This window comes from Sulfidibacter corallicola (assembly GCF_017498545.1).
Lineage (GTDB): Bacteria > Acidobacteriota > Holophagae > Acanthopleuribacterales > Acanthopleuribacteraceae > Sulfidibacter > Sulfidibacter corallicola.
Map to the genome: position 1 here is coordinate 5,286,297 of NZ_CP071793.1, position 23,676 is coordinate 5,309,972.

Annotated in this window: 21 protein-coding genes; 5 read left to right on the forward strand and 16 right to left on the reverse strand. The window is 57.9% G+C overall.

Annotation, left to right across the window (positions count from 1 at the left end; genetic code table 11):
- Positions 1–102 precede the first annotated feature (102 nt).
- The 8 genes from J3U87_RS15820 to J3U87_RS35280 all read right to left on the reverse strand — a co-directional run bounded on the left by J3U87_RS15820 (position 103) and on the right by J3U87_RS35280 (position 7,500).
- Positions 103–1,560 (reverse strand): protein kinase domain-containing protein, encoded by a 1,458-nt coding sequence (locus J3U87_RS15820; RefSeq protein ID WP_237384024.1) that lies wholly within the window; start codon positions 1,558–1,560, stop codon positions 103–105.
- Between the two features lie 137 nt (positions 1,561–1,697).
- A complete protein-coding gene (locus J3U87_RS15825; protein WP_237384025.1) occupies positions 1,698–2,366 on the reverse strand; it encodes a LysM peptidoglycan-binding domain-containing protein in 669 nt (222 codons plus the stop codon).
- 139 nt (positions 2,367–2,505) lie between these two features.
- Complete coding sequence (gene aroA, locus J3U87_RS15830) at positions 2,506–3,804, reverse strand: 3-phosphoshikimate 1-carboxyvinyltransferase (protein WP_237384026.1); 1,299 nt, start codon at positions 3,802–3,804, stop codon at positions 2,506–2,508.
- A 189-nt stretch (positions 3,805–3,993) separates the two neighbouring features.
- Positions 3,994–5,226: a beta-ketoacyl-ACP synthase II gene (gene fabF, locus J3U87_RS15835; protein ID WP_237384027.1), complete on the reverse strand. Its 1,233-nt coding sequence runs from the start codon at positions 5,224–5,226 to the stop codon at positions 3,994–3,996.
- Positions 5,227–5,535: 309 nt separating this feature from the next.
- The gene (locus J3U87_RS15840; RefSeq protein ID WP_237384028.1) at positions 5,536–5,772 is read right to left on the reverse strand and encodes an acyl carrier protein; all 237 of its coding nucleotides are present in this window, start codon (positions 5,770–5,772) and stop codon (positions 5,536–5,538) included.
- A gap of 71 nt (positions 5,773–5,843) precedes the next feature.
- On the reverse strand, positions 5,844–6,578 hold the full coding sequence (gene fabG / locus J3U87_RS15845) for a 3-oxoacyl-ACP reductase FabG (protein ID WP_237384029.1): 735 nt from the start codon (positions 6,576–6,578) through the stop codon (positions 5,844–5,846).
- Between the two features lie 77 nt (positions 6,579–6,655).
- The gene (gene rpmF, locus J3U87_RS35275) at positions 6,656–6,838 is read right to left on the reverse strand and encodes a 50S ribosomal protein L32 (RefSeq protein WP_237384030.1); all 183 of its coding nucleotides are present in this window, start codon (positions 6,836–6,838) and stop codon (positions 6,656–6,658) included.
- Positions 6,839–7,008: 170 nt separating this feature from the next.
- Positions 7,009–7,500, reverse strand: coding sequence for a DUF177 domain-containing protein (locus J3U87_RS35280; protein ID WP_420038270.1), 492 nt, complete (start codon positions 7,498–7,500; stop codon positions 7,009–7,011).
- A 1,022-nt stretch (positions 7,501–8,522) separates the two neighbouring features.
- Between J3U87_RS35280 and J3U87_RS15860 the strand changes: the two genes are divergently transcribed.
- Together J3U87_RS15860 and J3U87_RS15865 are read left to right on the forward strand one after the other, a co-directional pair.
- The gene (locus J3U87_RS15860; RefSeq protein ID WP_237384032.1) at positions 8,523–11,105 is read left to right on the forward strand and encodes a BamA/TamA family outer membrane protein; all 2,583 of its coding nucleotides are present in this window, start codon (positions 8,523–8,525) and stop codon (positions 11,103–11,105) included.
- 271 nt (positions 11,106–11,376) lie between these two features.
- On the forward strand, positions 11,377–12,288 hold the full coding sequence (locus J3U87_RS15865) for a hypothetical protein (protein ID WP_237384033.1): 912 nt from the start codon (positions 11,377–11,379) through the stop codon (positions 12,286–12,288).
- A gap of 262 nt (positions 12,289–12,550) precedes the next feature.
- Here the strand turns inward: J3U87_RS15865 and J3U87_RS15870 are convergent, their stop codons facing one another.
- From J3U87_RS15870 to vapB, 3 genes are all read right to left on the reverse strand, one after another.
- Positions 12,551–13,336 carry a cyclic nucleotide-binding domain-containing protein gene (locus tag J3U87_RS15870; protein ID WP_237384034.1) on the reverse strand — a complete coding sequence of 262 codons (786 nt, stop codon included), beginning with the start codon at positions 13,334–13,336 and terminating at the stop codon, positions 12,551–12,553.
- 268 nt (positions 13,337–13,604) lie between these two features.
- Positions 13,605–14,030 carry a type II toxin-antitoxin system VapC family toxin gene (locus J3U87_RS15875; protein WP_237384035.1) on the reverse strand — a complete coding sequence of 142 codons (426 nt, stop codon included), beginning with the start codon at positions 14,028–14,030 and terminating at the stop codon, positions 13,605–13,607.
- Positions 14,027–14,254 carry a type II toxin-antitoxin system VapB family antitoxin gene (gene vapB, locus J3U87_RS15880; RefSeq protein WP_237384036.1) on the reverse strand — a complete coding sequence of 76 codons (228 nt, stop codon included), beginning with the start codon at positions 14,252–14,254 and terminating at the stop codon, positions 14,027–14,029. The genes J3U87_RS15875 and vapB overlap by 4 nt, the downstream gene beginning before the upstream one ends.
- Positions 14,255–14,615: 361 nt before the next feature.
- Here vapB and J3U87_RS15885 point away from each other — a divergent pair, with 361 nt between their 5' ends.
- Both J3U87_RS15885 and J3U87_RS15890 read left to right on the forward strand, forming a co-directional pair.
- Entirely contained in the window at positions 14,616–15,278 is a 663-nt protein-coding gene (locus tag J3U87_RS15885; RefSeq protein WP_237384037.1) for a cob(I)yrinic acid a,c-diamide adenosyltransferase, read from the forward strand.
- Between the two features lie 454 nt (positions 15,279–15,732).
- Positions 15,733–16,431: a hypothetical protein gene (locus J3U87_RS15890; RefSeq protein WP_237384038.1), complete on the forward strand. Its 699-nt coding sequence runs from the start codon at positions 15,733–15,735 to the stop codon at positions 16,429–16,431.
- A gap of 41 nt (positions 16,432–16,472) precedes the next feature.
- Here J3U87_RS15890 and J3U87_RS15895 read toward each other — a convergent pair whose 3' ends face one another.
- Entirely contained in the window at positions 16,473–18,599 is a 2,127-nt protein-coding gene (locus J3U87_RS15895) for a PP2C family protein-serine/threonine phosphatase (RefSeq protein WP_237384039.1), read from the reverse strand.
- 453 nt (positions 18,600–19,052) lie between these two features.
- On the reverse strand, positions 19,053–20,063 hold the full coding sequence (locus tag J3U87_RS15900; RefSeq protein ID WP_237384040.1) for a serine/threonine protein kinase: 1,011 nt from the start codon (positions 20,061–20,063) through the stop codon (positions 19,053–19,055).
- Between the two features lie 520 nt (positions 20,064–20,583).
- On the opposite strand from J3U87_RS15900, the gene rpmB reads away from it, so the two are divergent.
- The gene (gene rpmB, locus J3U87_RS35285) at positions 20,584–20,781 is read left to right on the forward strand and encodes a 50S ribosomal protein L28 (RefSeq protein WP_237384041.1); all 198 of its coding nucleotides are present in this window, start codon (positions 20,584–20,586) and stop codon (positions 20,779–20,781) included.
- A 104-nt stretch (positions 20,782–20,885) separates the two neighbouring features.
- Here rpmB and J3U87_RS15910 read toward each other — a convergent pair whose 3' ends face one another.
- From J3U87_RS15910 to J3U87_RS15920, 3 genes are all read right to left on the reverse strand, one after another.
- On the reverse strand, positions 20,886–21,905 hold the full coding sequence (locus tag J3U87_RS15910) for a glycosyltransferase family 9 protein (RefSeq protein WP_237384042.1): 1,020 nt from the start codon (positions 21,903–21,905) through the stop codon (positions 20,886–20,888).
- A gap of 35 nt (positions 21,906–21,940) precedes the next feature.
- Positions 21,941–22,603: a maleylacetoacetate isomerase gene (gene maiA, locus J3U87_RS15915; protein ID WP_237384043.1), complete on the reverse strand. Its 663-nt coding sequence runs from the start codon at positions 22,601–22,603 to the stop codon at positions 21,941–21,943.
- Positions 22,604–22,708: 105 nt separating this feature from the next.
- Positions 22,709–23,455 carry a nucleotidyltransferase domain-containing protein gene (locus tag J3U87_RS15920; protein WP_237384044.1) on the reverse strand — a complete coding sequence of 249 codons (747 nt, stop codon included), beginning with the start codon at positions 23,453–23,455 and terminating at the stop codon, positions 22,709–22,711.
- Positions 23,456–23,676: the final 221 nt, after the last annotated feature.

The following is a 23,676-nucleotide window of genomic DNA, read 5'->3' on the forward strand; positions in this document are numbered from 1 at the left end:
GCGGAAAATGCGGTGGCCCTGGCTTTTGGGCGCACGCGCGGCTTCGGTGACGGGCTCGTTGGTGGAGGCCCGTTCGCTGGAGGATAGGGTTTCGATGCGATGTCAGATCGATTCCACCAGGCAACAGACGCGGTAGGGATTGGTGCTGCCGCGAAACTCGATCTTTTCCCGCACGACCGCGTTGTTTTCGATCAGGGTGAAGCGCTGTCCTTCGCCGTCGCAGTCCTCGCTGGTCCAAATCTGAGTGAGCGCGGTGCCGGGCAGCGGAATGTGGCGCGCCTGGTGAAGGCTGGGCAGCTTCAGGTCGAAATGACGGGCGAGGTAGAAGGCCTGGTCCCAGGTGATGGTGCCAGCGATGCGGATGTCGCCGGGAAAGGGTGACGGGTTCACCAGCGGTGCTTCAGGCCAGGCCGGATCGTGGTTGATCAGGGATTGCAGGACCTCGTTGGTCACGAAGCCGTAGCGAATCTTCAGGCCGTCGTGGGCCTCCCAACTCAGGACCGGCGAACCGGAAATGACCGCGTCCGAATCGACCCCGTCCGAGAAGCCCGAGTTCCGCCAATGTTGCAACTGGTGTTGCATGGAACTGAACGTCTCTTCGATCGGGCTGATGCGCGAGGGGGTGGATTTGACCGGTGCGGTGTTTTGCACGCCCGACTTGGCCTTGGCCACCTTGGTCAACACCCCGAAGAGTTCCTGGAAGGAGCCGATGCCGGTGGCGAAATCGGGATAGTGGCCCGAAGGGAACAAAAACGGGTCCAGTGCGTGGCTGAGCTCGGGGTAGCCTTCCCGGAGCCAGTTACGCGATTTCTGGGTATTGGGATCCAGGCCCTTGACCCAACTCATCAGGCAAATGCAGATGGCGTAGACATCCTGCAGGTCGTTGCGGAGCCTGCCGAAGGCGTCCGGCTGCTTGCGGAAGGCCTTGATGTCGGGGTGGAAATATCCGGGCTTGCCGCAACCCACCAAGGGCACGATGGGCGCATCGATATTGTGCAGCAAGCCGAAGTCGCCCAGCTTCAAATCCTGGTTTTCGGTGAGGAACAGGTTGTCCAGGGCCAGATCGCGATGGTAGATGCCCTCGTTCTGCATGGCCGAGAGCAACTCCACCACCGGCAGCAGGCGACGTACCTTTTCGCGCCAATCGAGGCCATTGTCCAGGTTGCCGAGCAGGTTGCCGGCCGGTACGAACTCCATGACGAAGCCCACGAAGCTGCTGTGCAACTCGAGTGGCGTGACCGCTGCTTCGAACTCGCGGAAGGCCCACAGCACGGTGGCTTCCTGTTCCAGCAGGCGTTGCCATTGGGCGTGCTTGAGGTTGTTGAAGGTCGCCTCTGGGTTCTGGCGCCGGGCGGCGCTCGCGGCCGAGAGCAGGTACTTGAGAACGGCCGGCTTGCGCGAGAGGGTCCACAGGATTTTCAGCGTGCGCCCACAACCGCCTTCGCCCAGCTTGCCGAGGATCTTGTGGTGGAACCCGGGCCAGATCTGTTGAACCTCGCGCGTGAGCTCCTCGATGTGGTCGGCGTTGTGGTCGTTTTGAATGTCGGTGACTTGGGACATGGGCTGGTCCTGACTGAAACGGCGGCCGCGGCCCGTCCCCGCGCAATGGGATGGACGGGGAGGCCGGTTCGAAGGGATCCCTTCATCATACCCAAATCCGGAGAGAAAGCGGCTCTAAAAGGGGGCTCGCTTCGGACTTACCGGACCCGCAGCGGCTGTCCGACCTTCAAGTTGCTGGTGGTCAACCCGTTCAAGTCTCGCAGCGACTGGATGTCCGTGTCGTATCGGGCCGCGATGGCGAACAGGGTGTCGCCCGGCTTGACCCGGTGACTGGGGTACTCGAACTTGGGCACCTTGATGGTTTGACCCACCCGGGGAACGAAGCGCCCGCCGTTTTTGAGATACAGGTCCTTCGCGTCCACGCCGTATTTGGCGGAGAGATTGCGAATGGTTTCACCTGGCTGGACGCGATGATCGATCCAGGCCTGACCACCCGGTACCCTGGTGGGATCGGGAATGTTGCGATAAGTGCCGGCGGGAGGGGCCTGAGCGGGGGGATCGGCGGCGGGCGTCTCGGGCGCCGAGACGGGATCTTCTTGAATCGCCACGGCCTCGATGGGCTCGTCGCCCGGCGGAGGCGTGGCCCCCGCCAACCGCGGTGTCGGTGCGGGCCAAAGGAGAAAACAGACGATGCCGGTGCAGACGGCGCCGAGGGCGAAGGAAACCAAATGGGAAAGAATGGGAAGCCCACCCTTTTCGGTGTCGTGGGCTTCGCTTTCCGTCGGTGTGGGGCCCACCTGGATGTCGTGCTGAATGGGCTTGTCTTCGTAGGAAAAGGGTTCCGTTGGAAACTGTGTGCCGGACATGGAATGACCTCCTCCCCGGTGAGGCGAACCGAGATGTCCGGATCTTACGCCGATCTTGGGAATTAGGGTGCGGAGGAGCGCGCGCCATCCGGGCATGGGTTCCGACCCGATGGCGCACAGACGTTTGGCGTGGCGAGCCTCAGTCGCGCCGGGCCAGAACCCGACCGAAATCCCGATAGAAATTCGGATAGGTCTTGGCCACGCATTCGGGAGTGGTGATGGAGACTCCGCCGTCCGCCAGCCCCAGCAGCGCGAAGACCATCGCCATGCGGTGGTCGTCCTCGGGGTCGACCGTGCCCGGGCGCGACACCCTTCCCGGATACACCTTGATCCAATCACGTCCGCTTTCCATGGTGAGGCCCAGGCTGTCGAAAGCTCTTTGCAAGGTGTCGATGCGGTCGCATTCCTTGATGCGCATGTTGTAGATGTTGCGAATGGTGGTGGGGCTCTTGGCGCGAGTCGCGACGACGGCCAACGTGGGGGCCACATCGCTTTGGGTGTTCATGTCCACGTCCACGCCCCGTAGTTCGGCGGCCTCGATTCGGATCGCGCCTTCGTTGCGTTCGACCCTGGCGCCCATCTTCTCCAGGATCTCGATCAATCCGAAATCGCCCTGGTGGCTTTTTTCCGGAATCTCCGGAATCGTGACCCCGCCGCCCACCATCAGCGGCAGTGCAAGCCAGTAACTGGCCGTGGATGCGTCCGGCTCGATGGCGATGGCGCGGGCCTGGTAACGCTGGTTGCCCGGAATCGAAAAATGGGTGTAATCGGCGGTGGGGTCGACCTTGACACCCAGGGCGGCCATGCAGTCGAGGGTCATGTCGACGTAGGTTCGGCTGACCAGCGAACCTTCGATGTGGATGTCGGAATGGCCCTGCGCCAACGGCAAGGCCATCAGCAGGCCGGAAAGGTACTGGCTGGAGGCGTCGCCGCGAATCGCCGCACGGCCGCTGGTCAGCGGGCCGCGAACGCGTAGTGGCGGATAACCCGCTTGGCCCGTGTACGTCACGGTGACGCCGAGCTGGCGGAGACCGTCGACCAGGTCGCCGATCGGGCGGACGAGCATGCGCTCGTTGCCGGTAATGGCGGCCTGTTCGGAACAGGCCGCGAGGGCCGGTGTGAGAAAGCGCATGGCCGTGCCGGCGTTGCCGATGAACAGGGTCTCGGATGGAGACTGCCAGCGGCCGCGACCCGTGACCCGCCATCCCTGGGTTTCTTCCTGCACCGCGACTCCCAATTGGGCGAGCGCTTCTCGCATGTAGCGCGTGTCGTCGCTGGAGAGTGGATTGCTCAGAAGAGAGCTGCCCTCGGCCATGGCGGCCAGCAGCAGGAAGCGGTTGGTCAGGCTCTTGGAGCCGGGCACCGTGGCCTTTGCTTCCACGGGCCCAGCGGCGTGGACCCGCACGAGATCGGTCGATTCTTGGAAGGGAGATGCCATGACCGCGAACCTCTCGAAATGAAAATCAGTAGGGATGGAGGAAAAGGGATGCCGGTTGCGAGCGCGCTTCCCAAATACGAAGAAGGCCCTTCATCCTAGCAGATGAAGAGCCTCGTCGTTTGTTTGAAATACGTTGACTCGATCGAGGACACGGCGGGTGCGTGCTTTGGTCGATCGGTCGCGGCCGCTTCAGATCTTTTTGAAGACCAAGCTGCCGTTGGTGCCGCCGAATCCGAACGAATTCGAAAGCCCGATGGAGATGTCTTTTTCGCGGGCATCGCCTTGCAAGGGATCGAAGGCGACCGAAGAATCGACGTTGTCGAGGTTGGCCGTGGGATGGATCTTGCCTGTCTGCAGCGACTTGGCGAGGATGACCGCCTCCATGCCGCCGGCCGCGCCGAGCAGGTGACCGATCATGGATTTGGTGGAGTGAACCATCAGTTCTTTGGTGTTGTCGCCGAATACGTTGGCGATCGCACGGGCTTCGATCGCGTCGCCGGCGGGCGTCGAGGTACCGTGGGCGTTGACCAGGTCGATCTCTTCGGGATTCACTTCGGCATCGGCGAGGGCCGCCTGCATGGCGCGAATCGGACCGTCGCCGTCTTCCGAGGGCGAGGTGATGTGGAAGGCGTCGCTGGACATCCCGTAGCCGGTGATTTCCGCGTAGATCTTGGCGCCGCGGGCGCGGGCGTGTTCGTACTCTTCCATGACCAGCAGGCCGCAACCTTCGCCCAGGACGAATCCGTCGCGATCGCGGTCGAATGGGCGGCTCGCCTTGTCCGGCTCGTCGTTGCGGGTGGACAGGGCCTTCATGGAGCCGAACCCGGCCATGGCCAAGCCGGTGACCACCGCTTCGGTTCCGCCGGCGATCATCAGGTCGGCGTGTTTGTGTTGGATCATGCGAAAGGCGTCGCCGATGGCGTGGGTGCCGGTGGCACAGGCCGTGGCGGGCGCGGAACTGGGACCCTTGAGTCCGTATTTGATCGAGACATGGCCGCTCGCGAGGTTGATGATGAGCGAGGGAATGAAGAAGGGGGTGATCCGGCGGGGGCCTTTCTCCAGCAGGATTTTGTGCTGGCGTTCGATCATGGGCAGGCCGCCGATGCCGGAGCCGATGAGGGTGCCGAATCGGTTCAGGTCGACCTTTTCCAGATCGATCCCGCAGTCGTCAAACGCTTCGGCCGCGGCGACCAGGGCGTACTGAATGAATTGATCGACCTTTTTGGCTTCTTTCGGGGTCAGGTAGGGCGATATGTCGAGATCGCGCACTTCGCCGGCGATGCGGCTGGGATAATTGGTTGTATCGAATTTAGAAACGGAAACAATACCCGACTTACCTTGGAGAAGATTTTCAAAAGTGGTTTCAACATCGTGTCCCAAAGGACTGACGGCACCTAGGCCGGTGATGACAACTCTTCTCAAGTGATCCTCCTCGTGGTGGAAACAGGACACCGTCGAACGCCGACGTCCCTTGACATCGTTTCCTTCGAAAAACGGCCGAATGGCCGGCTAAAGGACGGTGCATTGAACAACATGCGATGGGCGCCCGGGCGACCGAGAGAGACAACCGCCGGCTGAACTTCCCGAGAGTGCCGCGATTGGGCTCATTATTCCCAATACGTTCGGGAGGAGGCAAGCGCTTCTCGATACGAGATGCCCATACAAGAACACCTGCCTGAAGTGAAGCGTTCACTCGAGGCAGGTGTTCCGGAGCAGGCCGAAAAATGGGCCTTAATTCATTTTTGCTTCGATAAACTTGACCGCGTCGCCTACGGTTTGGATTTTTTCGGCGTCCTCGTCGGGGATTTCGATTTCGAACTTTTCCTCGAGGCGCATGATGAGCTCGACTACGTCCAAAGAATCGGCACCCAAATCGTCGACGATTTGAGATTCCATGCTAACTTGAGACTCTTCCACTTCCAGCTCTTCGGCAATCACGCTTTTGACTTGTTCGAAGATATCTGACATCGCTTCCTCCCTCGGAATTCAACAATGATAAAGATGTTTTCGGGGCTGGTCCACTCGCGCGGATCTAGCCGTCACATATAAAGGCCGCCGTCAACCGTGAGGACCTGACCGGTTACGTAACCGGCACCCTCACTGGCCAAAAAAGAGACAGCGTGGGCCACGTCCTCGGGATTCCCCATGCGTCCCAAGGGGACCTGGGTCAAAAAGGACGCTTTGACCTCATCGCTGAGGTCATGGGTCATTTCGGTATCGACGTAACCCGGTGCGACGGCATTGACAGTAATGCCGCGCGAGCCGACTTCGCGAGCCAGGGACTTGGTCATGCCGACCAGTCCTGCCTTGGAAGCGGCGTAATTGGTTTGGCCGGCGTTGCCCATCAACCCTACGACCGAGGTGATGTTGATGATACGCCCCCATTTCTGTTTCATCATCGGTTTCAGGACAGCCTGACTGAGGAAAAAGGCACCGCGAAGATTCGTTTGAATGACGGAGTCGAACGCGTCCGGCTTGATGCGGAGCATCAAATTGTCGGCGGTGATGCCGGCGTTGTTGACCAGAACGTGCAATCCGCCGAATTCGGCGCATATCTTTTGAACCGTTTCCTTGAAGCCGTCAATGGCTTGGACGTCCAAAACCAGCGGTTCGGCCTCGAAGCCCTCCGCCTTCAGATTGTCCGCAACGGCCTCGATCTTTTGAGCACTGCGACTGGCCACCAGGACCTTGAACCCCGCTTGGGCCAAGTGACGGCAGATCGCCGACCCGATGCCTTGGGAGCCGCCCGTCACAAGCGCAACTTTTGAGCTCATGTTTCCTGCCCTTTGACTGATTGGATTCGATCACTCCGCGATTTCGGAGGGCTGCACCGCCGCTCCGGATTCGCGCCTTATTCTTCCTCTACAGCAGCGACCTGTTTGCCTCCGTACCAGCCGCAGGAGGAACAAACGCGGTGCGGACGCGCGATTGCGCCGCAGTTGGAACAGGTAGTAGTCGCGGACGCCGTCAAGGCGTGGTGAGAACGCCGCTTGCCTTGGCGGCTGTGGGACGTTCTGCGCTTGGGATTGGCCATTTCACTAGCTCCTTATGATCTTCTTTCAGTGTCTCACTGAAATACCCTGATGGGTGTTAAAAAGAAATCAATCTTAGTCGATTCTCGTCAATTTTTGGGGGTTCAATTGCTCACCGACCCCATCAAACCGCAAAACGACACGGTTTGTTCGGGTTCGTGGCGAGGGCGGATCACCGGTCCAAGAACTTTTCTAGAACGGAAAAAGGTGATGCTGCCGGGGGTTCTTCTGGTTCCTCTCTCGGTTGGATCTCGCAGGAGGGATCGTCCTCCGCGTGGCGCGGATAGGCGGGGATTTCCAGTTCAATGATTTCACCAACAAAATTGTCCACGTCAAACTCGAGATCGGTAATGAATCGGATGTTCATTTCGTCGCCGCCAAGGACGACATGTGCATCCGCCGGCTGCTTGGTTCGCAGCGACACCCAGTCGGAAACTTCGACGGGAAGGCGGAGCGGGCCGCCGCAACGATTGCAGGAAAGGGTGACGTTGGCTTTGACTTGAAAGTACAAAACGTAACCCAATGGATCCGTTCGAAACCGAAAAGACGCGGTTACGTCTTCGAAGCCGGCTTTTCCGGAAGAGGTTTGCCACTCGAGATGCGGCCATTGATGCTCACGGAAGAGCGGCTTGTCAGATTGTAGAATGCCTAAGTTAACCAACATGTTTCCCGACCCCCGCGGCGAAACAACTTATTATAGGAAATCGAACACTTCTGTCAATTGGTCGCCGCGTTTTTTGCCTAGATTCCCCGCGAAGGGGCTCGATTCAGGAGTGTTCCCCTTCATTTTACCCTGTGTTTCCCCGGTTGGCGGCCCAGGAATGGCGACCGGTCGAAGCCACGCTCGCAAACGGCGCGACCTCCGTTGGCCGCCCATCTTACGAAAACCTCTCCCGATAGGCTCGTGCCCGGCCAGGAAAGGGAAAGGTCAAAACGGTCGAGTGGGATCGCCTGGCTGGACAGGGAGCCGGATTTTCGATGCCGGGCTTCCCCAAAGCTATTGGTCGCAGGAGATTATGGACATTGCAATTTCGTGGCGACCCGTTTCGAAGGATTCGGAGCCCATAACCCCTCCTACCTGGGGAGGGCGTCGTCGGCGCTTCGGGCTCGAATCCAGGGCACCGTACTTCGGCGCACCGAAGCCAGGCGTATAGAAATCGGTCATCGACTTCTGGAGAACGGATGCCGGGTTTCTTGCTGCTGACTACGTATAAACGGGTTGCCCTCGCATATCGTTCGCCTCTCGAGATTCGGGCCGCGCGCGGCCGACTCGGGCTTGGAAATTCTCCCGCCCTATCACCCACCCTGGGCTAGACTTAGCAACCTCGAAAGAATCCTTTCGCGGTGGGCTTCCCGGGTGTGGAAGGATTTCAAGGAGATCGATCGTTCTATACGGCAAGCTTCTTGCCCCAAAGCCCCTTGAAGAAGAGGTCCGGTATCCCCAACGCCTCCCGGCCGGTGTCGCTCCTGACGGCTCCCACCTTTGGAAAGAGATACCGACATTCAGACCTCTCGGTCTTTTTACCCCAACGAGAAGAGGAATTATCCATGAACAGGGCGTCTGTTTTTTCTTACACATTCTCGGAAGAGCCGAACGGCAAATCCAAGGGTTCGCCCCGCCGATCGTTTCAAACGATCTGGTGTGGGCTATTTTTTTTGGCGCTTACCCAGGTGGCGGGTCCCCTGATGGCCCAGCAGGCTCGCGAAACCCTGCCGCGCTGGATCGACCTGGACCAACCGGGTAGTCGAAGCCTTCGCCTGGCGATCCCCGCCGACTTGGATCGGGCCCTGCCCGATCGGGACATCGATTATCTGCTCATCGAGGTCGATTCCGGCTGGGCACCGGCCTGGAAGGATGCGGCCTTCAAGTTGAAGAGCCTCATCGTGACGCTCAAGACTCGCGGCGCCGAGGTGGCAGTGGGCATGGAAGCCGCGCCGCAACAGATCGATGCCCTGCTGGAGCACGAGTTGGCGGCCTATATCGACGGTTACGTTTTTACCGACGATCCCTACATTCCCGAAGCCGATGAGACCGGCAAGCTGTGGCAGCGGGTCGAGGTGCCCAAGGCTCGCGTACTTCAAACCCTGGTCGAGGCATCATCCCTGGGGATCAGTCACGTGTTGTTCGAAAACATAGATATCGATGACACCCACGATGCGTTTCTAAAGACGATCAGCGCCACCCGCACCGGCAGTCTCGACGTGCAGCCCGAGCTGGCCAACATGCCCTCGGAGGAGGCCGTGTTCTTTTTCGATCCGGACAGCGGGAACTACCACCTCGGCGTCTACGGCGATGCCGAGCGCGATCGCCTCTTCTCGTTCCGGTTGGCCGAGGGCCTGAAACCGACCTTGCTCCATCCCGAAAAGGCCGACTTTCGCCACAAGCAGTACGGGCGCCTCAGCGAGTTCCGCCTGTCTGCCGGCGAACCCTACTATTTCTTTGTCTTGGAGCCGTCCGAGCGTTCCGGAACCATGGAGTCCATCGAAATCGTCGAACAAAAGAGCATCGATCCCTACGAGCTGGTGGTCAAGAACCAGGTGTTCAAGGATCGCGAGCGTCAGAAGTTCGAATCGCTGGTGGTTTTGGAGAAACAAAACTACCGTTACCAGGCCGCATCCGGTGCGACCATCGACGTCACCTTTTACGACACCCTGGTTTTGCGCAAGGATCGACCGGCGGAGCGTATCCGCAAGGAACTCTACTTCGGCGGGGTCAAGTGGCCCTATTCCAAACTGCCCGAGTTGCCCTTGATCCAGCCGGAAAAATTGCAGAGCGCGCCGATGGATATCGATTTGGACAAGTCCTACGCGTACAGCTATGCCGGCGAGGACACCATCGATGGGTTCAAGACCTGGAAAGTCAGGTTCCAACCCAAGAGTGAGGGTGATTTCCTGTCGGGCACGGTCTGGTTCGACCAGGAGACCGGTGCCCATCGACGCATCCGTGCCATCCAAAACGGACTCGAACCACCGGTCATCGGTAACGAGATGATCGCCGATTTCGATTGGGTCGAAGACGATGGCGAGCGGTTTTGGGTCCAAGTCGGCGAACGGAACCTCCAAATCATCAACGTCGTCGGTGAAACGATTCCGCTGCAGATCGACACCAAACGCAGTGAATACCAGTTCAACGCTTCGGACGTCGACCACATGCTGGCGGATGCCTACCAGGGCGACTACCAAATTCTGCGCGATACGGTAGGCGGTTTCCGCTACCTCAAGCTGAAAGACGGGAAGCGGGTCCTGCAGGACGACACGGTACCGCCGCAAAAATTTCTGCTCGGCGGTGTGTTCATGGAGCCGAGCCTGGATTTCCCGTTGCCGCTCGGCGGGTTCAACTACACCGATCTCGACTTTATGGATCGCGGATGGCAGGCCAACTTCTTCGTGGCCGGCCTGATCAACGACCTGATCGTTTCCAATCCCGACTTCCTCGGTATGGGTTGGGATCTGACCGCCGAAGTGTTCGCGAGTGCGGTGCGGTTCGGCGACGAATTCTACGTGAACAACGAGGAAGACGAGACCCAGGAAGTGGAGAATCTGCGCGAATCCTTCAATTTGACCCTTGGAATTCCGCTCAACAGCTTTTTCAAGTTCTCCGCGAACTACAGCCTCGCCTACAACGACTATTCCGATGCCGACGACACCTCGGAGGACTTCGTCCTGCCCTCCAGTCATTTCGAGAACATCGGGCGAGTGGGCCTCAAGTTCAATCGCGGTCGTTTCGTTTCGGAGCTGCAGTACGAGTTCGTCAAGCGTTCGGAGTGGGAGGCCTGGGGCCTGCCCGACAACACCGAACCGTTGGAAGACAGTTATCGCACGCTCCAGTTCGACGCCAGCCTGTCGCGCCGTCTGAAGGGTTTTCAATCGATCCAAGCCGATGTGCGCTATCTGAAGGGTTGGGATCAGGATCGTTTCTCGCGCTTCGAGTTCGGCTTCTTCGAGAACCGGGTATCGGGGTTCGGCTCGGCGGGAATCGAGGCCGACGAGGCGGTGCGCCTTCGTTTCGAGTACGATGTGGGCATCAAGGACATCCTGCAGTTCTCGGTGTCCCTGGACGGTGCCCGAACCTGGCGCGATCTCCCCGACGAGTCCGGTGTCCTGCGTCGCGCCGATCCCGTCGATTTATACGGCATCGGGCTGGCGGCCAATTTCATCGGGCCGTTTCGCACGATCATGCGGTTCGATGTGGGATACGGGATCGATTCCGATTTGGAAGACGAAGCGGGTAAGTTCACCGGTCAGATCGTATTCCTGCGAATTTTCTGATCGAATCCGGGAACGGTCCGCCTCTGGGGGAAGCCGCGTGGACGCGCGGCTTCCGTGCTATACTCGTGAAGTTTTTGATCAGAGTCGTTTATGTGGTTTCGCGTCGGGCGACGAATTTCTCGTGGTGAGAGGTTCGTTGGGTTCGCCGCTTCGGTTTCCCGGCGATGATTGCTTCCGGCCATCTCGTGGGCTTTTGCGCCCGGGGAACGATGGAAGGCCGGCGGTGCCGCGACGCTCTGATCGACATTTCACATGCAAGGATGTCGATAGTATGGGCTTATTGAACGGGGCCGTCGCCTGCACCCGCTTCACCATTCTCAACATGCCCGAGGAAATTCCCTTCGACCAATTGCCCTTTCGCGCCATCACGCCAGGCTCCGCCATTCGCGAGCGTTCCGGCGTGGTGCCTTATAAACCGGAAGAGCCGTTCCTGATCGGCGCCGGTCGTTGGGCCTTCCGCGTGCGCATCGACAAGGTGTTGCTCGACAGCACCCTGATCAACGAGCGCCTGATGGAGTTGATCAAGGTCGAGGAGGAGAACGTCGGTCCGCCTTCGCCGCAGACCCGCCGCCAATTGCGCAAGCTGGCCGAAGACGAATTGATGGAGCATCCTTCACCCAAATCGAAAATTATCGAATGTTACATCGAGAACCTGATTCTCTACGTGGGTTCCACATCCAAGGGGCACATCGGTGCCGTGCTCGAACTGCTGCAGCGGGTCGGCATCGAAGTGGAATACAAGACGCCCTGGATCGATCGCGGTTTGGACGAGCCGCCCAACGAGATCGTGGATATGAAGGAGCCGGGCCAGTCGATTTGGGGGTGCCGATTCCTGCAGAAGTTGATGGGAGATCCGGAAACGATCGTGGAGCCGGAGAAGGGCAGCGTCAAACTGGTGACCGGAGATGGCACCAAGGTTACCCTGGCCGGCCCGGTCACCCGGGAACTGGACCGTTTACTGGATTCGGGCAGCGAAATGCTGAGCGCCAAGGTGTTGGTCAAGGAAGTCAGTTTCAGTCTGGACGGCCTGACCTTCCGCATCAGCGGCTTCAAGCTGGACAACTTCAAGACCACTCATTGGATCGAGCAGCTCGAAGAGCGCATGGAGCACGTCAAGGGCCTGTGGGGCCTACTGGATCACAAGTTCGAGATGCTCATGGCCGACGAACTGCCCCAGGCGTGAGGCTGGGTCCCGACCGATGAAGGTTCGTCGGCGAAGGGTTTTCATGCGAAGTACGGTAAGGTTCGAACGCATACACCGAACCGGCCCCGTGCGAACGCACAGGTGCCCGTCGTCAAAATCCGAGCTTCAGCGAAGCTCACGACGATCGTGGTGCCGCGATCTGCGCTGGCGGTTCGATCGCGCACCCAATCCTCTCATTCTCGTGTGAATGGGTCGTGTTTCCGATTGTGAAGGAGCCCGAAGGTCGAACTCTGCCGAAGCCTCACTGGGGCAGAGAGTCTTCGTCGACTACGTAGAACTTGAAGGCCAGCATGCCGAAGTTGACCATGTCCTGGTCCTTCACCGGGTGTTCCCCGCCGTTGGTGGCCTTGGTTCCGTTGACGTAGGTGCCGTTCAGGACACCGATCTCTTCCTGCACGAAGAACTGGTTGTTGCGGCGGAAAATGATGGCGTGACGCCGCGAGACCGATCGATTGTCGTCCTCGTAGGTGAGGTCCACTTCGGGCTTGATACCGGTGACGGGATCGTAGCGACCTACCAGGTTGCGATCGGAATTCAGGATGAACACCCGGTTGGAAGAGAGCGATATCAGCTTTCCGGCCACCTTTTTTTCCTTGTTGACCCGAATGTTGGGTTGGGTCAACAGGGCTTCGCTCTGCATGCGCGAGACGCGAATGAACAGTTCGTCGACTTTTTCTTCGGACAGCCTTAGCTTGGTCGACAGCTTCTGCAGCATGCGAATCGCGATTTCCATGTTGGCCTTGAGCATCTTGACAAAGGTGCCGCGGTGAATGACGACCACCGAGACCTTGTCCTTGGCCTTGGCCGTTTCCATACGCGGGCTGTGCTCCAAGATGCTGAGCTCACCAAAAAAATCGCCCTTGCTCAGCTCGGAAATCGTTTCGCTGGTGTCGTTGGCGTTCTTGGAAAGATCCACCGTGCCCGACTTAATGACGAACATGCAGTTGCCAGGCTCGTCCTCCTTGTAGATGACCTCGCCAGGATCGTACTCCACGGTGTATTGCGCAAAAAAGTTACCACTGCTCATTCCCACTCTCCCAGAGCCTTTTCGGTTCTCAACCGGCAAAAAGTGGATGGTCTCCGAGCGATGTTTTCGATCATCCTCACGAGTACCAGGTGCTTCATGAATCCATTCTAGCCCTTTGAGTTCATGTTTTTTACTTTTAATATTAGTGAAAACCCTGGAGAATGCCAACCCTTTTGTTTAAAAGACTTACCGCTTCGGCCTCGATTGGGGGGTTGGCGGGCCTTCCACGGGCCTGGCGGCCTTTTCGCGTAGGGCTCGCGACTTTCGTTCATTGGGAGCCGGTCTTCCAGTTCTCCAGTTCCAAATCGGGAACTCGGCCGAACTCCGCCAGGTTGTCGGTCACCAGCACCGCATCGATCGCGAGGGCGTGACCGGCGATGAGGGTGTCGTTGGGGCAAATCGGCGTTCCTCGATCCGAAAGGTGTTTTTTCAAGCGGGCCGTGGATTCCACGGCTTCTCTATCGAAGCCGACGACCTCGTCGATTCGATCGACGAACTCGGTTACAAGCAAGTTGTGTTTCGGACTCGCCTTTTTGCCGATGGCGCCATATCTCAGTTCCAAGTACGTGATTGCCGAAATGACGAGGAGGTTTCCTTCGAGGACGTATCGAGTCATGGTTTCGAGAATGGTGGGCGGTCGCTTCCGCATGATGAAGCTGCAGGTGTTGGTGTCCAGCATGATTAGCCGCGTCAAAACTGGATTCGATCCTCTTCGAGAATGGATGGCCGATCCGCCAGGAAATCGTCGTCGGCAGCGGGGAGTTCGCCAAAACTCATCCAATCCTTTTTCACCGGGGTGAGGACCAGGGAGCGCCCTTCGCGGCGGATTTCAACCTCTCGAACACCCTTGAACTCCATTTCTCTGGGTAATCGGACCGCTTGATTCTGACCGTTCTTGAAAAGTCGCGCGGTTTTCATGACCACCTCCTGACACGGGGAAGCATATCTCCAACCTATCGTTTGCTTTGGCATATGTCAAACCTATGTTTTGTCGCCTTGTGTGCGCTTCCTTCAGCCTGGCCTGACTGTGTGATCCTTTCGTTCCAAGTGCCGATCGGCCAAATCCCGCAGCCTGGCACATCGTTTCTCTCCTGGAGCTATCGGAAGAGGTCGGCTTTTTCGGCTGGGGTCGAGCTAGAATAGGCGCGACGGAACTCGAGGGCCACCGCCGCGAGCGGTCGCCCTCGGCAGGCAGTCTTACCCCTTATCCCTCCCGATGACCCGCATCGTCGGGAGCTGCTGCTAGCTGAAACAAACATCGACATGAAAGGAACACGTTTTGGTCAAAGAAAACGAGAGCGGTCAAGCCGTATCTGAAGACAAGAGTTTCAACGATCCTAAACTGGCGATCACCAAGGTGTACACCAAAACCGGCGACAAGGGGACGACCAGTCTGGTAGGGGGCCAACGCGTCCCGAAAAACCATCTGCGCATCGAGGCCTACGGCACGGTGGACGAGCTGAACGCCTTCGTCGGCAGTTTGGCCCAGTCGGTCTCCGAGGATGCCCACCAAAGCACCGAGGTCAACTGGTTCTGGGGTGTGCTGGTGCGAATTCAGCACGAACTGTTCAATCTGGGATCGATCTTGGCGACACTGCCGAGCGACGTGCACCCCAAACAACCCCGCATTCGCGAAGCTGACATTCGCCAATTGGAGGCCGACATCGACCACTGCAACAAGGGATGTCCGCCTCTGCGCTCTTTCGTGTTGCCAGGCGGGAGCCGACAAAATACCGATCTCCACATCTGTCGGACCGTGTGTCGCCGGGCCGAGCGTCAATTGATCGCGCTGGGTACCCAGGACGAAGTGGATCCGCTGTGTATTCAGTATCTCAATCGCCTCAGCGATGCGTTTTTCGTGTGGAGCCGCTGGATCAATCGTTTGATGGACAAGGAAGAGGTGCTCTGGGAGCCGAACAAGGCCGCTTCTTCCTCGGAGTGACGGACGGGACTTGGTTCCGTGCATGACAGCCCGGTTTTTCCCGAGGGAAATGCCGGGTTTTTTCTCGAATGGCCCGGCCCGAGTTCGAAAACGACGCAATCGATGGCGCCGAAGATTTTCCATGTAATTTCATCCAGATGCGTCTCCAGGACGGGTTTCCGTTCTGATGTAGGGGTGGCGATCTCCGCAAATTCACAACGATAAGCCCTGGTTAACTACCTGGAAAGGTTGGTATCTGGCGCAAATTAATGAGATACTCGGCCGGGGTCGATAACCAATTTGCGGATTGGTTGGTCTTGAACGATTTGAAACCCGAGTCGATCTCGGTTTCTGTTATGTGTGCCCTCTATCGGGTCTATCACTCGCCCCAACCACGGATCGCCCTCGTTTGGGTCCCAACATCTCGGTGATGCCGGGTTCGGTGTGCCGGCGATCTTTTTCGAGGTAATCTCGCATGGCCTTGTACAAGCGAGTCATAGGTCTCCTGATTCGACTCGTCTGGTTTTTCGTTTTTGCGGTCTGCCTTTGGTTCAGCGCGCGTGAGATTCGGACCTGGCACCAAAACCGAGAACCGCTTTCCTTGACCCTGGATACCTATGTTCAGAAGCGGCCCGATGTGGCCTGGCTTTCTCTTTCGCATTGCCGCATCAATTACACCGAAACCACCTTGGTCTACAAGAGCGGTGACCCCAATTCGGTCGAGGGCTACTACGTTCCCGTGCGCACCAATTTTTATGACGACTCGCCGGTGTTCGTCGTCAAGAAAATCGCCTCCAGGGAACAAATCGATTTGTTGGAGAAGCTTCTCTCACGGGACATCAGCGAGGCCGAGTCCAAGAAGATCGCTCTGGCGCATCACGACGCGTTTTTTCGCGAGGAGTTGATCTCCGGGCTCGTGATCGCGGGGCCCGGTCACGATACACCGCTGCGTCGAAAACTGGCCGAGACCCGGTTGGAACTGGATCCGGATTTCATCGTGATCGACGCCGGTCGCAAACCCACGCTGAAGGCGGGTCTGCTGTTTTTGTCCTGCGGTTTGATCGCGTTGATCATCGGGATTTCCAGCTTTCAGCCTGGTAAAGAGGTGGAAAGTAACCGTGGCGGCGAACCTGAGCCGGATCGCGAAGAAGCGACCCCGGATGAAGAGCCTTGAAATCGCGCGGGTTGCGCTGAGCTGTCGCCTCGAAAGCCGCGTCAGGATGCCAATTCCTTGCGCATTCTCGCCGGTTGGGGAATGCGCTTGGGCAGGCCGGAGACGACCAGCGTCAGATCGTCGTTCTGTTCACCGGAAGACAGGAACCCCAATACGTCGTTGAGGATTTTGTCCTTCAATTCGAAGACCTCCATATGGGCGTTCTCCGATAAAACCGATTTGAGTCGCCCGATGCCGTACATCTCGTTGTGGAAGGTCATCTCGTCGAGGCCGTCGGTGTAGAGAATCAATTTGTCGTCCGGTTCCAACTCGAACTCGGCCACTTTCATGATCTTACCGAATACATTGTTCTTGGCGATGCCGATGGCCATGCCAGGGGGAGAGAGTTCGTGGATCGAGCCGTCGTTGCGGACGTGGAAGGCCGGGCAGTGGCCGGCTCTCGCCAATTTGCCGCGCTGGGTTTCGGGGTTGATCAGCAGGTAGGCGCCCGAAATGAAGACGTTGGATTGAAGTGCCGCATGCAGGATCTCGTTCATGCGCATCAGCAGAGCTTTGGGGTCGTTCCACAGGTGTCTCAAGGCGATCAGCACGCCCTTCAGCTCGGCCATGTAGAACGCTGCCGATGTCCCCTTGCCGGAGACATCCGCGATGAATATGCCCACTTCACCGCCGTCGGCGTTGAGGATCTCGTAGTAGTCACCGCCCACTTCGCGTGCCGGTATACAGGTAGCGGCGATGTTCTCCACCCATTTCAGCGAGGCCACGTCGGTCAACAGGCTCATTTGGATGTCGCGCGCGATCCTCAGTTCTTCCTTGTACTTTTGCTGTTCCATGACCTGCTGCAGCAGCGACTCGATATTGCTCACCATGCTGTTGAACGAGCGGCCCATGGCGCCGATCTGATCTTTACCCAAATAGGGCAGGCGGTAGCTCAGTTGGCCCTGCGCCACCTTCTCGTGGCCCAGGGCGATGATGTTGAGGGAGCGGGTGATGTAGGAAACCAGGTAAATCCCGAAAATGATGGCGATCAACTCGCACAGGAACAGCGCCACGGCCGCTCCGGCGATGATCTGGAGCACGTGCTCCTTCTCTTCCTCGTGAAAAATGTTCAGGGAGCCGACGCGTTCGATGGTGCCCAGGATCAACGACGGTTGGATATCGAACTTGATTTCGCCGAAATAGCGGTAGTAGCCCGTTTGCCAATCCAGGACCTGCATGTCCCAGGAGCTGGAGAACAGGCGCAGTAGCAGCCGGATATACCACTTTCCCTCGGATAGATCCGAACTGATGCTGCCGTTTTCGCTGTGAAGGGTAATGCGTGCCTTCTGGGCCTCGCTCAGTTTGTTCAGGAAGGTCTTGCTGGTGGGCAGAGAGGCGATGACCAGGTAGCTGCCGGCCTTGCCGTGGGTTTCCTTGCTGATGTGATAGAGGTAGATCTGGTTTTTCTTGAAGATGATGTCGGTGAACTGATCGCGCATCCAACTGGGGTAGACCCACTCGTAGGCCTCGGTGTATTCCCTGGTGAAGGGTTCGTCGAAGGGGTCTTCGCTCTCACGGTAGATGGTCGCCATGGTCAGCGGCTGTTTGGGGATTTTGGGACTCAGGTAATAAACGTCCACCAGGCAGTCCCCCGACTTGCTGAAATGGGGCATTTCCTTCTTGCGAAGTTCGTTGATGAATTCCGCCAACTCCCGCTCGTTCATCTGGGTATTGCGCAGTTCGGTCTGGATTTGACCTACGAACCCGCTGAGATCGAGCGTGAACTGGTTCAGGTTCCGTTCGACCGCCTGAACGCTGTACAGGCCGAATCCGGTTCGAATCATTTCGGTGAAAAACAGGAACGTGGTCAGGATGGGGATAATGGCGAACACCAGGTAGGAAAGAAACAATTTTCGGTTCAGGTAATAGCGGGCCCACAGCCTCAGCGATTGAAAGAAGAAGATGTTGAACAACAGTCCCGATACGGCCAGCAGGTAGAGCCGCGGCAGCGCGTGATAGGTGACTTCGGGTGCCTGGCCCTGGGTTCTCGTATCCTGGGAAACCAGCTCGTAGAGAGGCTCGCTGGAGAAGAAGTAGTGCAAACTCAGGTAGAGAAACAAAACGGTGAGAAGCGGGTTCACCCAATTTTGCCAATGCTGGTTTTTTAGGATGTTGGTGAGGATGTTCATGCCAAAAAGATTCAAACCCTTGGTTACTTCACGGGCGGATGGGTAGAAGACTGAAGACAAGCGCGCTGATTGGGGAAAGGGGTGTGCTCTAAATCTACCCTTTCGAGGAAAGAATGGAAAGCGGTCGGCGACGTTTGGGCCGGTGTGGCGACGATGGTGTGGGATTGCGGTAACCCGTTCCCACAGAGCAGGAACCGAGCCAAGATCTCACCGAGACCCTCGGATTCTGCCCATTCGGAGGACTTTGTTTCCGATTCCTTCTCCAAAAGAATGATCCTCCACCTCTATGACGCGTCAACGTGGGAAAAATTAGCAAAAAATCTGAACAACTTGATAAAAAACCAGCACCTTCGTGGGTCGCGAACGACGACATCTTGTCATGTTCGAACGCTGAAGAGGATTGTCGGCTCCCGCCAACCTTTGAGGAGTTACGCAAGAACTTGCCGGAATGCGCTAACGGAGATCTACGCCGCAGTGCGGGCAGTGGTTCGATCGCTTTTGGACCGGTCGGCTACAGTTCCAGCAAAACAGGTCCGAAAGCTCTCGCGAGGTGACTTCCCGGAAGCGGGTGGACGATTTCGCCTCGGCGACCGCGGATTCCTCTTCGATCAGTTGAGACAGATGCTGACTTCGTTCGGGCTCTTGGAGGGTGGTTGAAAGTGCTGGTTGGAGATGCACCTTGGACAGTGCTTCTTTCAGTGCCGTGGCATCGGGGAATCGGGAGCCGAAGGAGCGGTGCATGGATTTGCAGATGATCTGGCTCAGTTCGAGGGGGACCTCTCCATTCCAGCGATGGGGCGGGACCATCGCGCCTTCGCGGGCGATCTTGGCGAGGCGAAGCGGGTCCTTGTCGAAGTAGGGGAGTCTGCCCGTGAGGCACTCGTACATCAGGACGCCGAAGGAATAAATGTCGGACTGGAAGGTGGCCTTGCCCTGGAAGTGTTCGGGCGCCATGTACGGCGGTGAGCCGATCCGCGTGGAGGCAAAGTGCTGATCGACCAGAAAACGGCTGGTCCCCAGGTCGGCCAGCTTCACCTGACCGTCGGTGCTGATCAGCACGTTGGCGGGGCGAATGTCGCGATGGAGAATGTTTTTTCGATGCGCGTAGCAAATGGCATCGATGATTTTCGAGAACCAGTCGAGCGCCTGTTCGAGTTCCAGCCGCTTGTGTTTGCGCAAATGTTGTTCGAGGGAGGTGCCTTCCACGTACTCCATCACGATGAAAAAGACATCGTTGATTTGTTCCGCCGTGATCACCGAAACGATGTTGGGGTGGTTCAGCTCCGCCAACATCCGCGGCTCCTGCAGCAGTTTGTCCATGTTTTCGCCCTGCTTGTGGGGGACCTTGATGGCGACTTTCTTGCCGATCCACGAATCCTGGGCAAGGTAAACGCTGCCAAACCCACCCGAGCCGATGGTGTCCAGAATCTGGTATTTCCCGATGCGCTGGTTCTTGAAAAACATAATTTGCGGGTTTCCTGGCCGTGATTCCTGGCACACAATATACCAGAGGCCGGCTTGAAACGCTCGCTTCTTATCTCCCGGCGCCGGTGCGGGCCAACGAAAGACCCCCCTGGGTTCGCGGTCATGTCCTCGCTTTTCGGGATGCGCTTTGGGCTTGGCGCCCCACCGGGCATCGTCGGATGGGCGTTTCCGTTTCGGAGAACCGGCACGCATCGCTCGAGAATCGCATTCACCTCCCTTCGCATCGAATCCGTCGGCCTTTATCGCCTCATCCCGCGTGATCGAGGCTGTTATGGCGCTCTCGATCTCGCATCATGACCGGGTTCTCGGTGTCCGTTCTGGCTTTTCGGCGATATGTTTTGGAACGGGACTTGTTCCTCTGGGCTTTATTTGGTAGAATCGCCGGTCTGCGCCGTTTCCGGCCGTTTACGATGCCACCCGGTGATCTCATCAGCCCGTTTGTTGAGACCTGAATCCATCTGGTGAGATATCGGAAAAAGGAACATTTGGAGCTAGTATCATGGCTAAGAGTTGTGAAGTTTGCGGCAAGGGATATCAGAAAGGGCACAAAGTTTCCCACGCCCACAACGTGTCGCTGAAGCGTAGCTATCCGAACCTTCAGCGTGTTCGCGTTGTCATGCCCAATGGCGGAACGAAGCGCCAGTGGGTTTGCGCCAGCTGCATTCAGAAAGGCAAGGTTACCAAGCGCGTTGCCTGATTCCTTGCAATTATCGAAATCAACGAACTAAAAAGCGGCCGTTTGTCAGGCCGCTTTTTTATTGCCCGAATCCAGGTTCGCACGCGCCGATAGATGGCTCTCGATCAGGCTTTCGCCTTTTTGTGTTTCTCCCATTGTTCGATTCGAGCCGCCACACGAGCCACCTCGATGGCTTCGATACAGGCACAGGTCGCCTGTTTGCGACAGTCCGAGCAGGTTTTGTCTTCCACCAGGACTTCGGCGGCCAGGCCGATCGGGGCCCATCGGCCCGGGTGCATGGGACGAATGGGCGCGAACAGACCCAACGCATGGGTGCCGACCGCGGCCGCCATGTGGAGGGGTCCGGTACTCGCCGCCACGATGCCGTCACATGCGGCGAGAAAGGACAGCAGCTCGTCGAGGGTCATTTTTCCGGTCATGTCGATCAGGTCCGGGCAGGCCTCGAGCAGCTCTTCGCGCACCTGTGCGCCCTCGTCCGCCGTTCCGGTGACGAAAATCCTGAATCGCTCGGATGGTAGGCGCCGGGCGAGTTCGGCGAATCGGCTCAATCCCCACTCGCGTGCACTGCCCTTGCTCTTGGGGTGGAACACCAGGTTCAGCTTGTGGGGATCGATGAGATCGGCCACCTGGGCCGACAGGGGCTTGTGGCGGGTAAGCCGGTAGAAGTCGGGAATCTGTCGAAGCGAAAATGGACCCTCGATTCCGAAAGGGCGCAACAGTTTCAAGTTCAGTTGGGATTCGTGGAGCTCCGAACGTTTTCTGGAAAAGTGGAGCAACCGGTTGCAGGTCCACCAGTGCCAGAGCCGATGGCTGGTACCGATGCGCTGTCTGACGGCCGCGCGTTTTGCCAATTTGGCGACTCGCTTGTCGGGAAACACGTGAACGATGGCATCGGCACCCAGGTCGGCGAGGTAGCGAATCTGCTCGGGTTCGGCGAGTGCGGCCAATTCGTCCCAATTGATGAAATGATCGATGGCCTCACACGCCGAAATGAGCGGCTTGGTATAGGTTTTTCCCAAAAAAAACAGTTCCCAATCGGGGTGAACCGCCTTGAGGGCACCGGCCATGGGGAGCGTGAGGACCACATCCCCCAAGTTGTCGGTACGGCTCAGAATCACTTTCATCGTTTGGGAACCATCCTTTCTTCGAATGCCAGGGATCAGGCGCCGTAGTTCGCGGGGGTGTCCGGTTGGTTGGCGGGTTCGGCTTTTTGGAAGGCCTCGAGCGCGAGACAGTGCTCGTTGATGCGGGCAATCGTGGGGAAGGCTGTCATGTCGACCTTGAACCGGTCGGCGTTGTAAACCTGTGGGACCAGGAACAGATCCGCGGCGGTGACTTCGTCGCCGAAGGAGCAGAGACCGGCGGTGGTGGTCAGCGCGTGTTCGAGTGCCTCGAATCCCATTTCGATCCATGCCTTGGCCCAGGCGACCTTGTTCGCGCCGGAAGCGCCGTAGTCGCGTTCGATGCGCTGGAGGACCTTGAGGTTCTGAATGGGTTGAATGCCGGTATTGACGTGTTCGCACAATTCGCGAACCTGGGCGGCTTGCCAGGGGTCCTCGGGAAAGAGGCGGGGGGTCGGCGCCACTCGATCGAGGTATTCGATGATCGCCATGGATTGGGCGAGGGCCTTTCCATCGTGGATCAAACAGGGAACCTGGCCCATGGGGTTCAGCTTCAGGTAATCCGGCTGGCGTTGTTCGCCGCCCTCGCGAACCAGGTGAACGGCCTGATAAACAAAGGGAAGCCGCTTTAGTTGAAGTGCGATACGCACGCGATAGGAACAGGAGCTGCGGTAGTAGCTATACAACTGAAATTCAGCCATGAGGCGCCTCCTCGGAATCGAGTGTCGCCTCATTCTAGCCGATTCGGACGCGCCGAACCACGAACCTGGCGGCGCAACTCCGATTTATCACAAGTGCCTCGAATATCAAGAGGCTAGGCGTAGCTCGATCAACAACTCGTTCAGGCCTTTCTTGCCTCGTGGCATTTCGGGTAGGTCACTCTCCTCGTAGGCCGACTCCAGCATGTTCGTGTAATGTGCGTAGGCATCGGCGTACAGGGTGATTTCGGAATCCTGGAGTTCCACCTGTTCGTCCGTTTCGCATTTCTGTGCGATCAGATCGGGGAGAAAATCTATTTTGAACTGTTCGTTCAAGTGGATCAGATTGGCTTCGATTTCACCTGTTCGCATCAAATGAATGCCGGTCAGCAGAACCCGGAACACGTAGAGCAGGGGCTTCAGGCGTTTGGGGTGCTCCCGTTCGAACATTTGCCACTGGTTTTTGGAAAATCCCAGGTAATGGCGCGCATGGTGACGCGTGAGGCATTGCTTGCCGATCTCCTTGAGTCGTTCGTGGCCCTCGCTCGTGCGCAGGATCAAGGGCGAATAGAGTTGTTCCATGACGTAACCGTTGCGACCCAGCATCATCGTGAAGAATTTGCGCGCGTCGTGGGTGACCAGGTCGATCTCCAGTCCCTCGCGCTCGTGAATGGCGTTCAGGGTTTCCTTGGCGGTAAAGAGACCCAGGACCTCCTCCGTGGGCAGCAGGTGGGCGCCGCGCAGATCGTAATCGGAATCGGGTGAAGGAAAGCCGTACAGGTGGGCACCGCTAATGGTGACAAACAAAAAGGGAAAAGGCTCTTGCTTGAGGGCCTCGTCAAGTCGTGGATCCATGCGACACGTTCTCCTGAAAGAATGGAAGCCCAAGGCCGGACTTCTGGATTTAGATTGGGAAACCTGTGTGTCGAGGGGTGGAGAAAAAACCATTCAAAGATTAGCGGCATTGTATAGGGTTCATGGCGGGCCAGCAATGGATAATTGTGTTGGCGGAAAAAGAAGACCGAACAGAAAAAAATCACAACGCGGTCGAAGGGTCTCTCCGGACCTCGGTACTT

What these genes read in the sequence shown, in the direction of transcription:
- aroA (WP_237384026.1), bottom strand. Translation starts at nt 3,804, where the DNA reads ATGGCATCTCCCTTCCAAGAATCGACCGATCTCGTGCGGGTCCACGCC.
- J3U87_RS15820 (WP_237384024.1), bottom strand. Translation starts at nt 1,560, where the DNA reads ATGTCCCAAGTCACCGACATTCAAAACGACCACAACGCCGACCACATC.
- J3U87_RS15920 (WP_237384044.1), bottom strand. Translation starts at nt 23,455, where the DNA reads ATGGATCCACGACTTGACGAGGCCCTCAAGCAAGAGCCTTTTCCCTTT.
- rpmF (WP_237384030.1), bottom strand. Translation starts at nt 6,838, where the DNA reads ATGGCCAATCCCAAGCGCAGAACGTCCCACAGCCGCCAAGGCAAGCGG.
- J3U87_RS15900 (WP_237384040.1), bottom strand. Translation starts at nt 20,063, where the DNA reads ATGTTTTTCAAGAACCAGCGCATCGGGAAATACCAGATTCTGGACACC.
- J3U87_RS15870 (WP_237384034.1), bottom strand. Translation starts at nt 13,336, where the DNA reads ATGAGCAGTGGTAACTTTTTTGCGCAATACACCGTGGAGTACGATCCT.
- fabG (WP_237384029.1), bottom strand. Translation starts at nt 6,578, where the DNA reads ATGAGCTCAAAAGTTGCGCTTGTGACGGGCGGCTCCCAAGGCATCGGG.
- J3U87_RS15840 (WP_237384028.1), bottom strand. Translation starts at nt 5,772, where the DNA reads ATGTCAGATATCTTCGAACAAGTCAAAAGCGTGATTGCCGAAGAGCTG.
- J3U87_RS15865 (WP_237384033.1), top strand. Translation starts at nt 11,377, where the DNA reads ATGGGCTTATTGAACGGGGCCGTCGCCTGCACCCGCTTCACCATTCTC.
- maiA (WP_237384043.1), bottom strand. Translation starts at nt 22,603, where the DNA reads ATGGCTGAATTTCAGTTGTATAGCTACTACCGCAGCTCCTGTTCCTAT.
- J3U87_RS15895 (WP_237384039.1), bottom strand. Translation starts at nt 18,599, where the DNA reads ATGAACATCCTCACCAACATCCTAAAAAACCAGCATTGGCAAAATTGG.
- vapB (WP_237384036.1), bottom strand. Translation starts at nt 14,254, where the DNA reads ATGAAAACCGCGCGACTTTTCAAGAACGGTCAGAATCAAGCGGTCCGA.
- J3U87_RS15890 (WP_237384038.1), top strand. Translation starts at nt 15,733, where the DNA reads ATGGCCTTGTACAAGCGAGTCATAGGTCTCCTGATTCGACTCGTCTGG.
- J3U87_RS35280 (WP_420038270.1), bottom strand. Translation starts at nt 7,500, where the DNA reads ATGTTGGTTAACTTAGGCATTCTACAATCTGACAAGCCGCTCTTCCGT.
- J3U87_RS15825 (WP_237384025.1), bottom strand. Translation starts at nt 2,366, where the DNA reads ATGTCCGGCACACAGTTTCCAACGGAACCCTTTTCCTACGAAGACAAG.
- J3U87_RS15860 (WP_237384032.1), top strand. Translation starts at nt 8,523, where the DNA reads ATGGCCCAGCAGGCTCGCGAAACCCTGCCGCGCTGGATCGACCTGGAC.
- J3U87_RS15910 (WP_237384042.1), bottom strand. Translation starts at nt 21,905, where the DNA reads ATGAAAGTGATTCTGAGCCGTACCGACAACTTGGGGGATGTGGTCCTC.
- rpmB (WP_237384041.1), top strand. Translation starts at nt 20,584, where the DNA reads ATGGCTAAGAGTTGTGAAGTTTGCGGCAAGGGATATCAGAAAGGGCAC.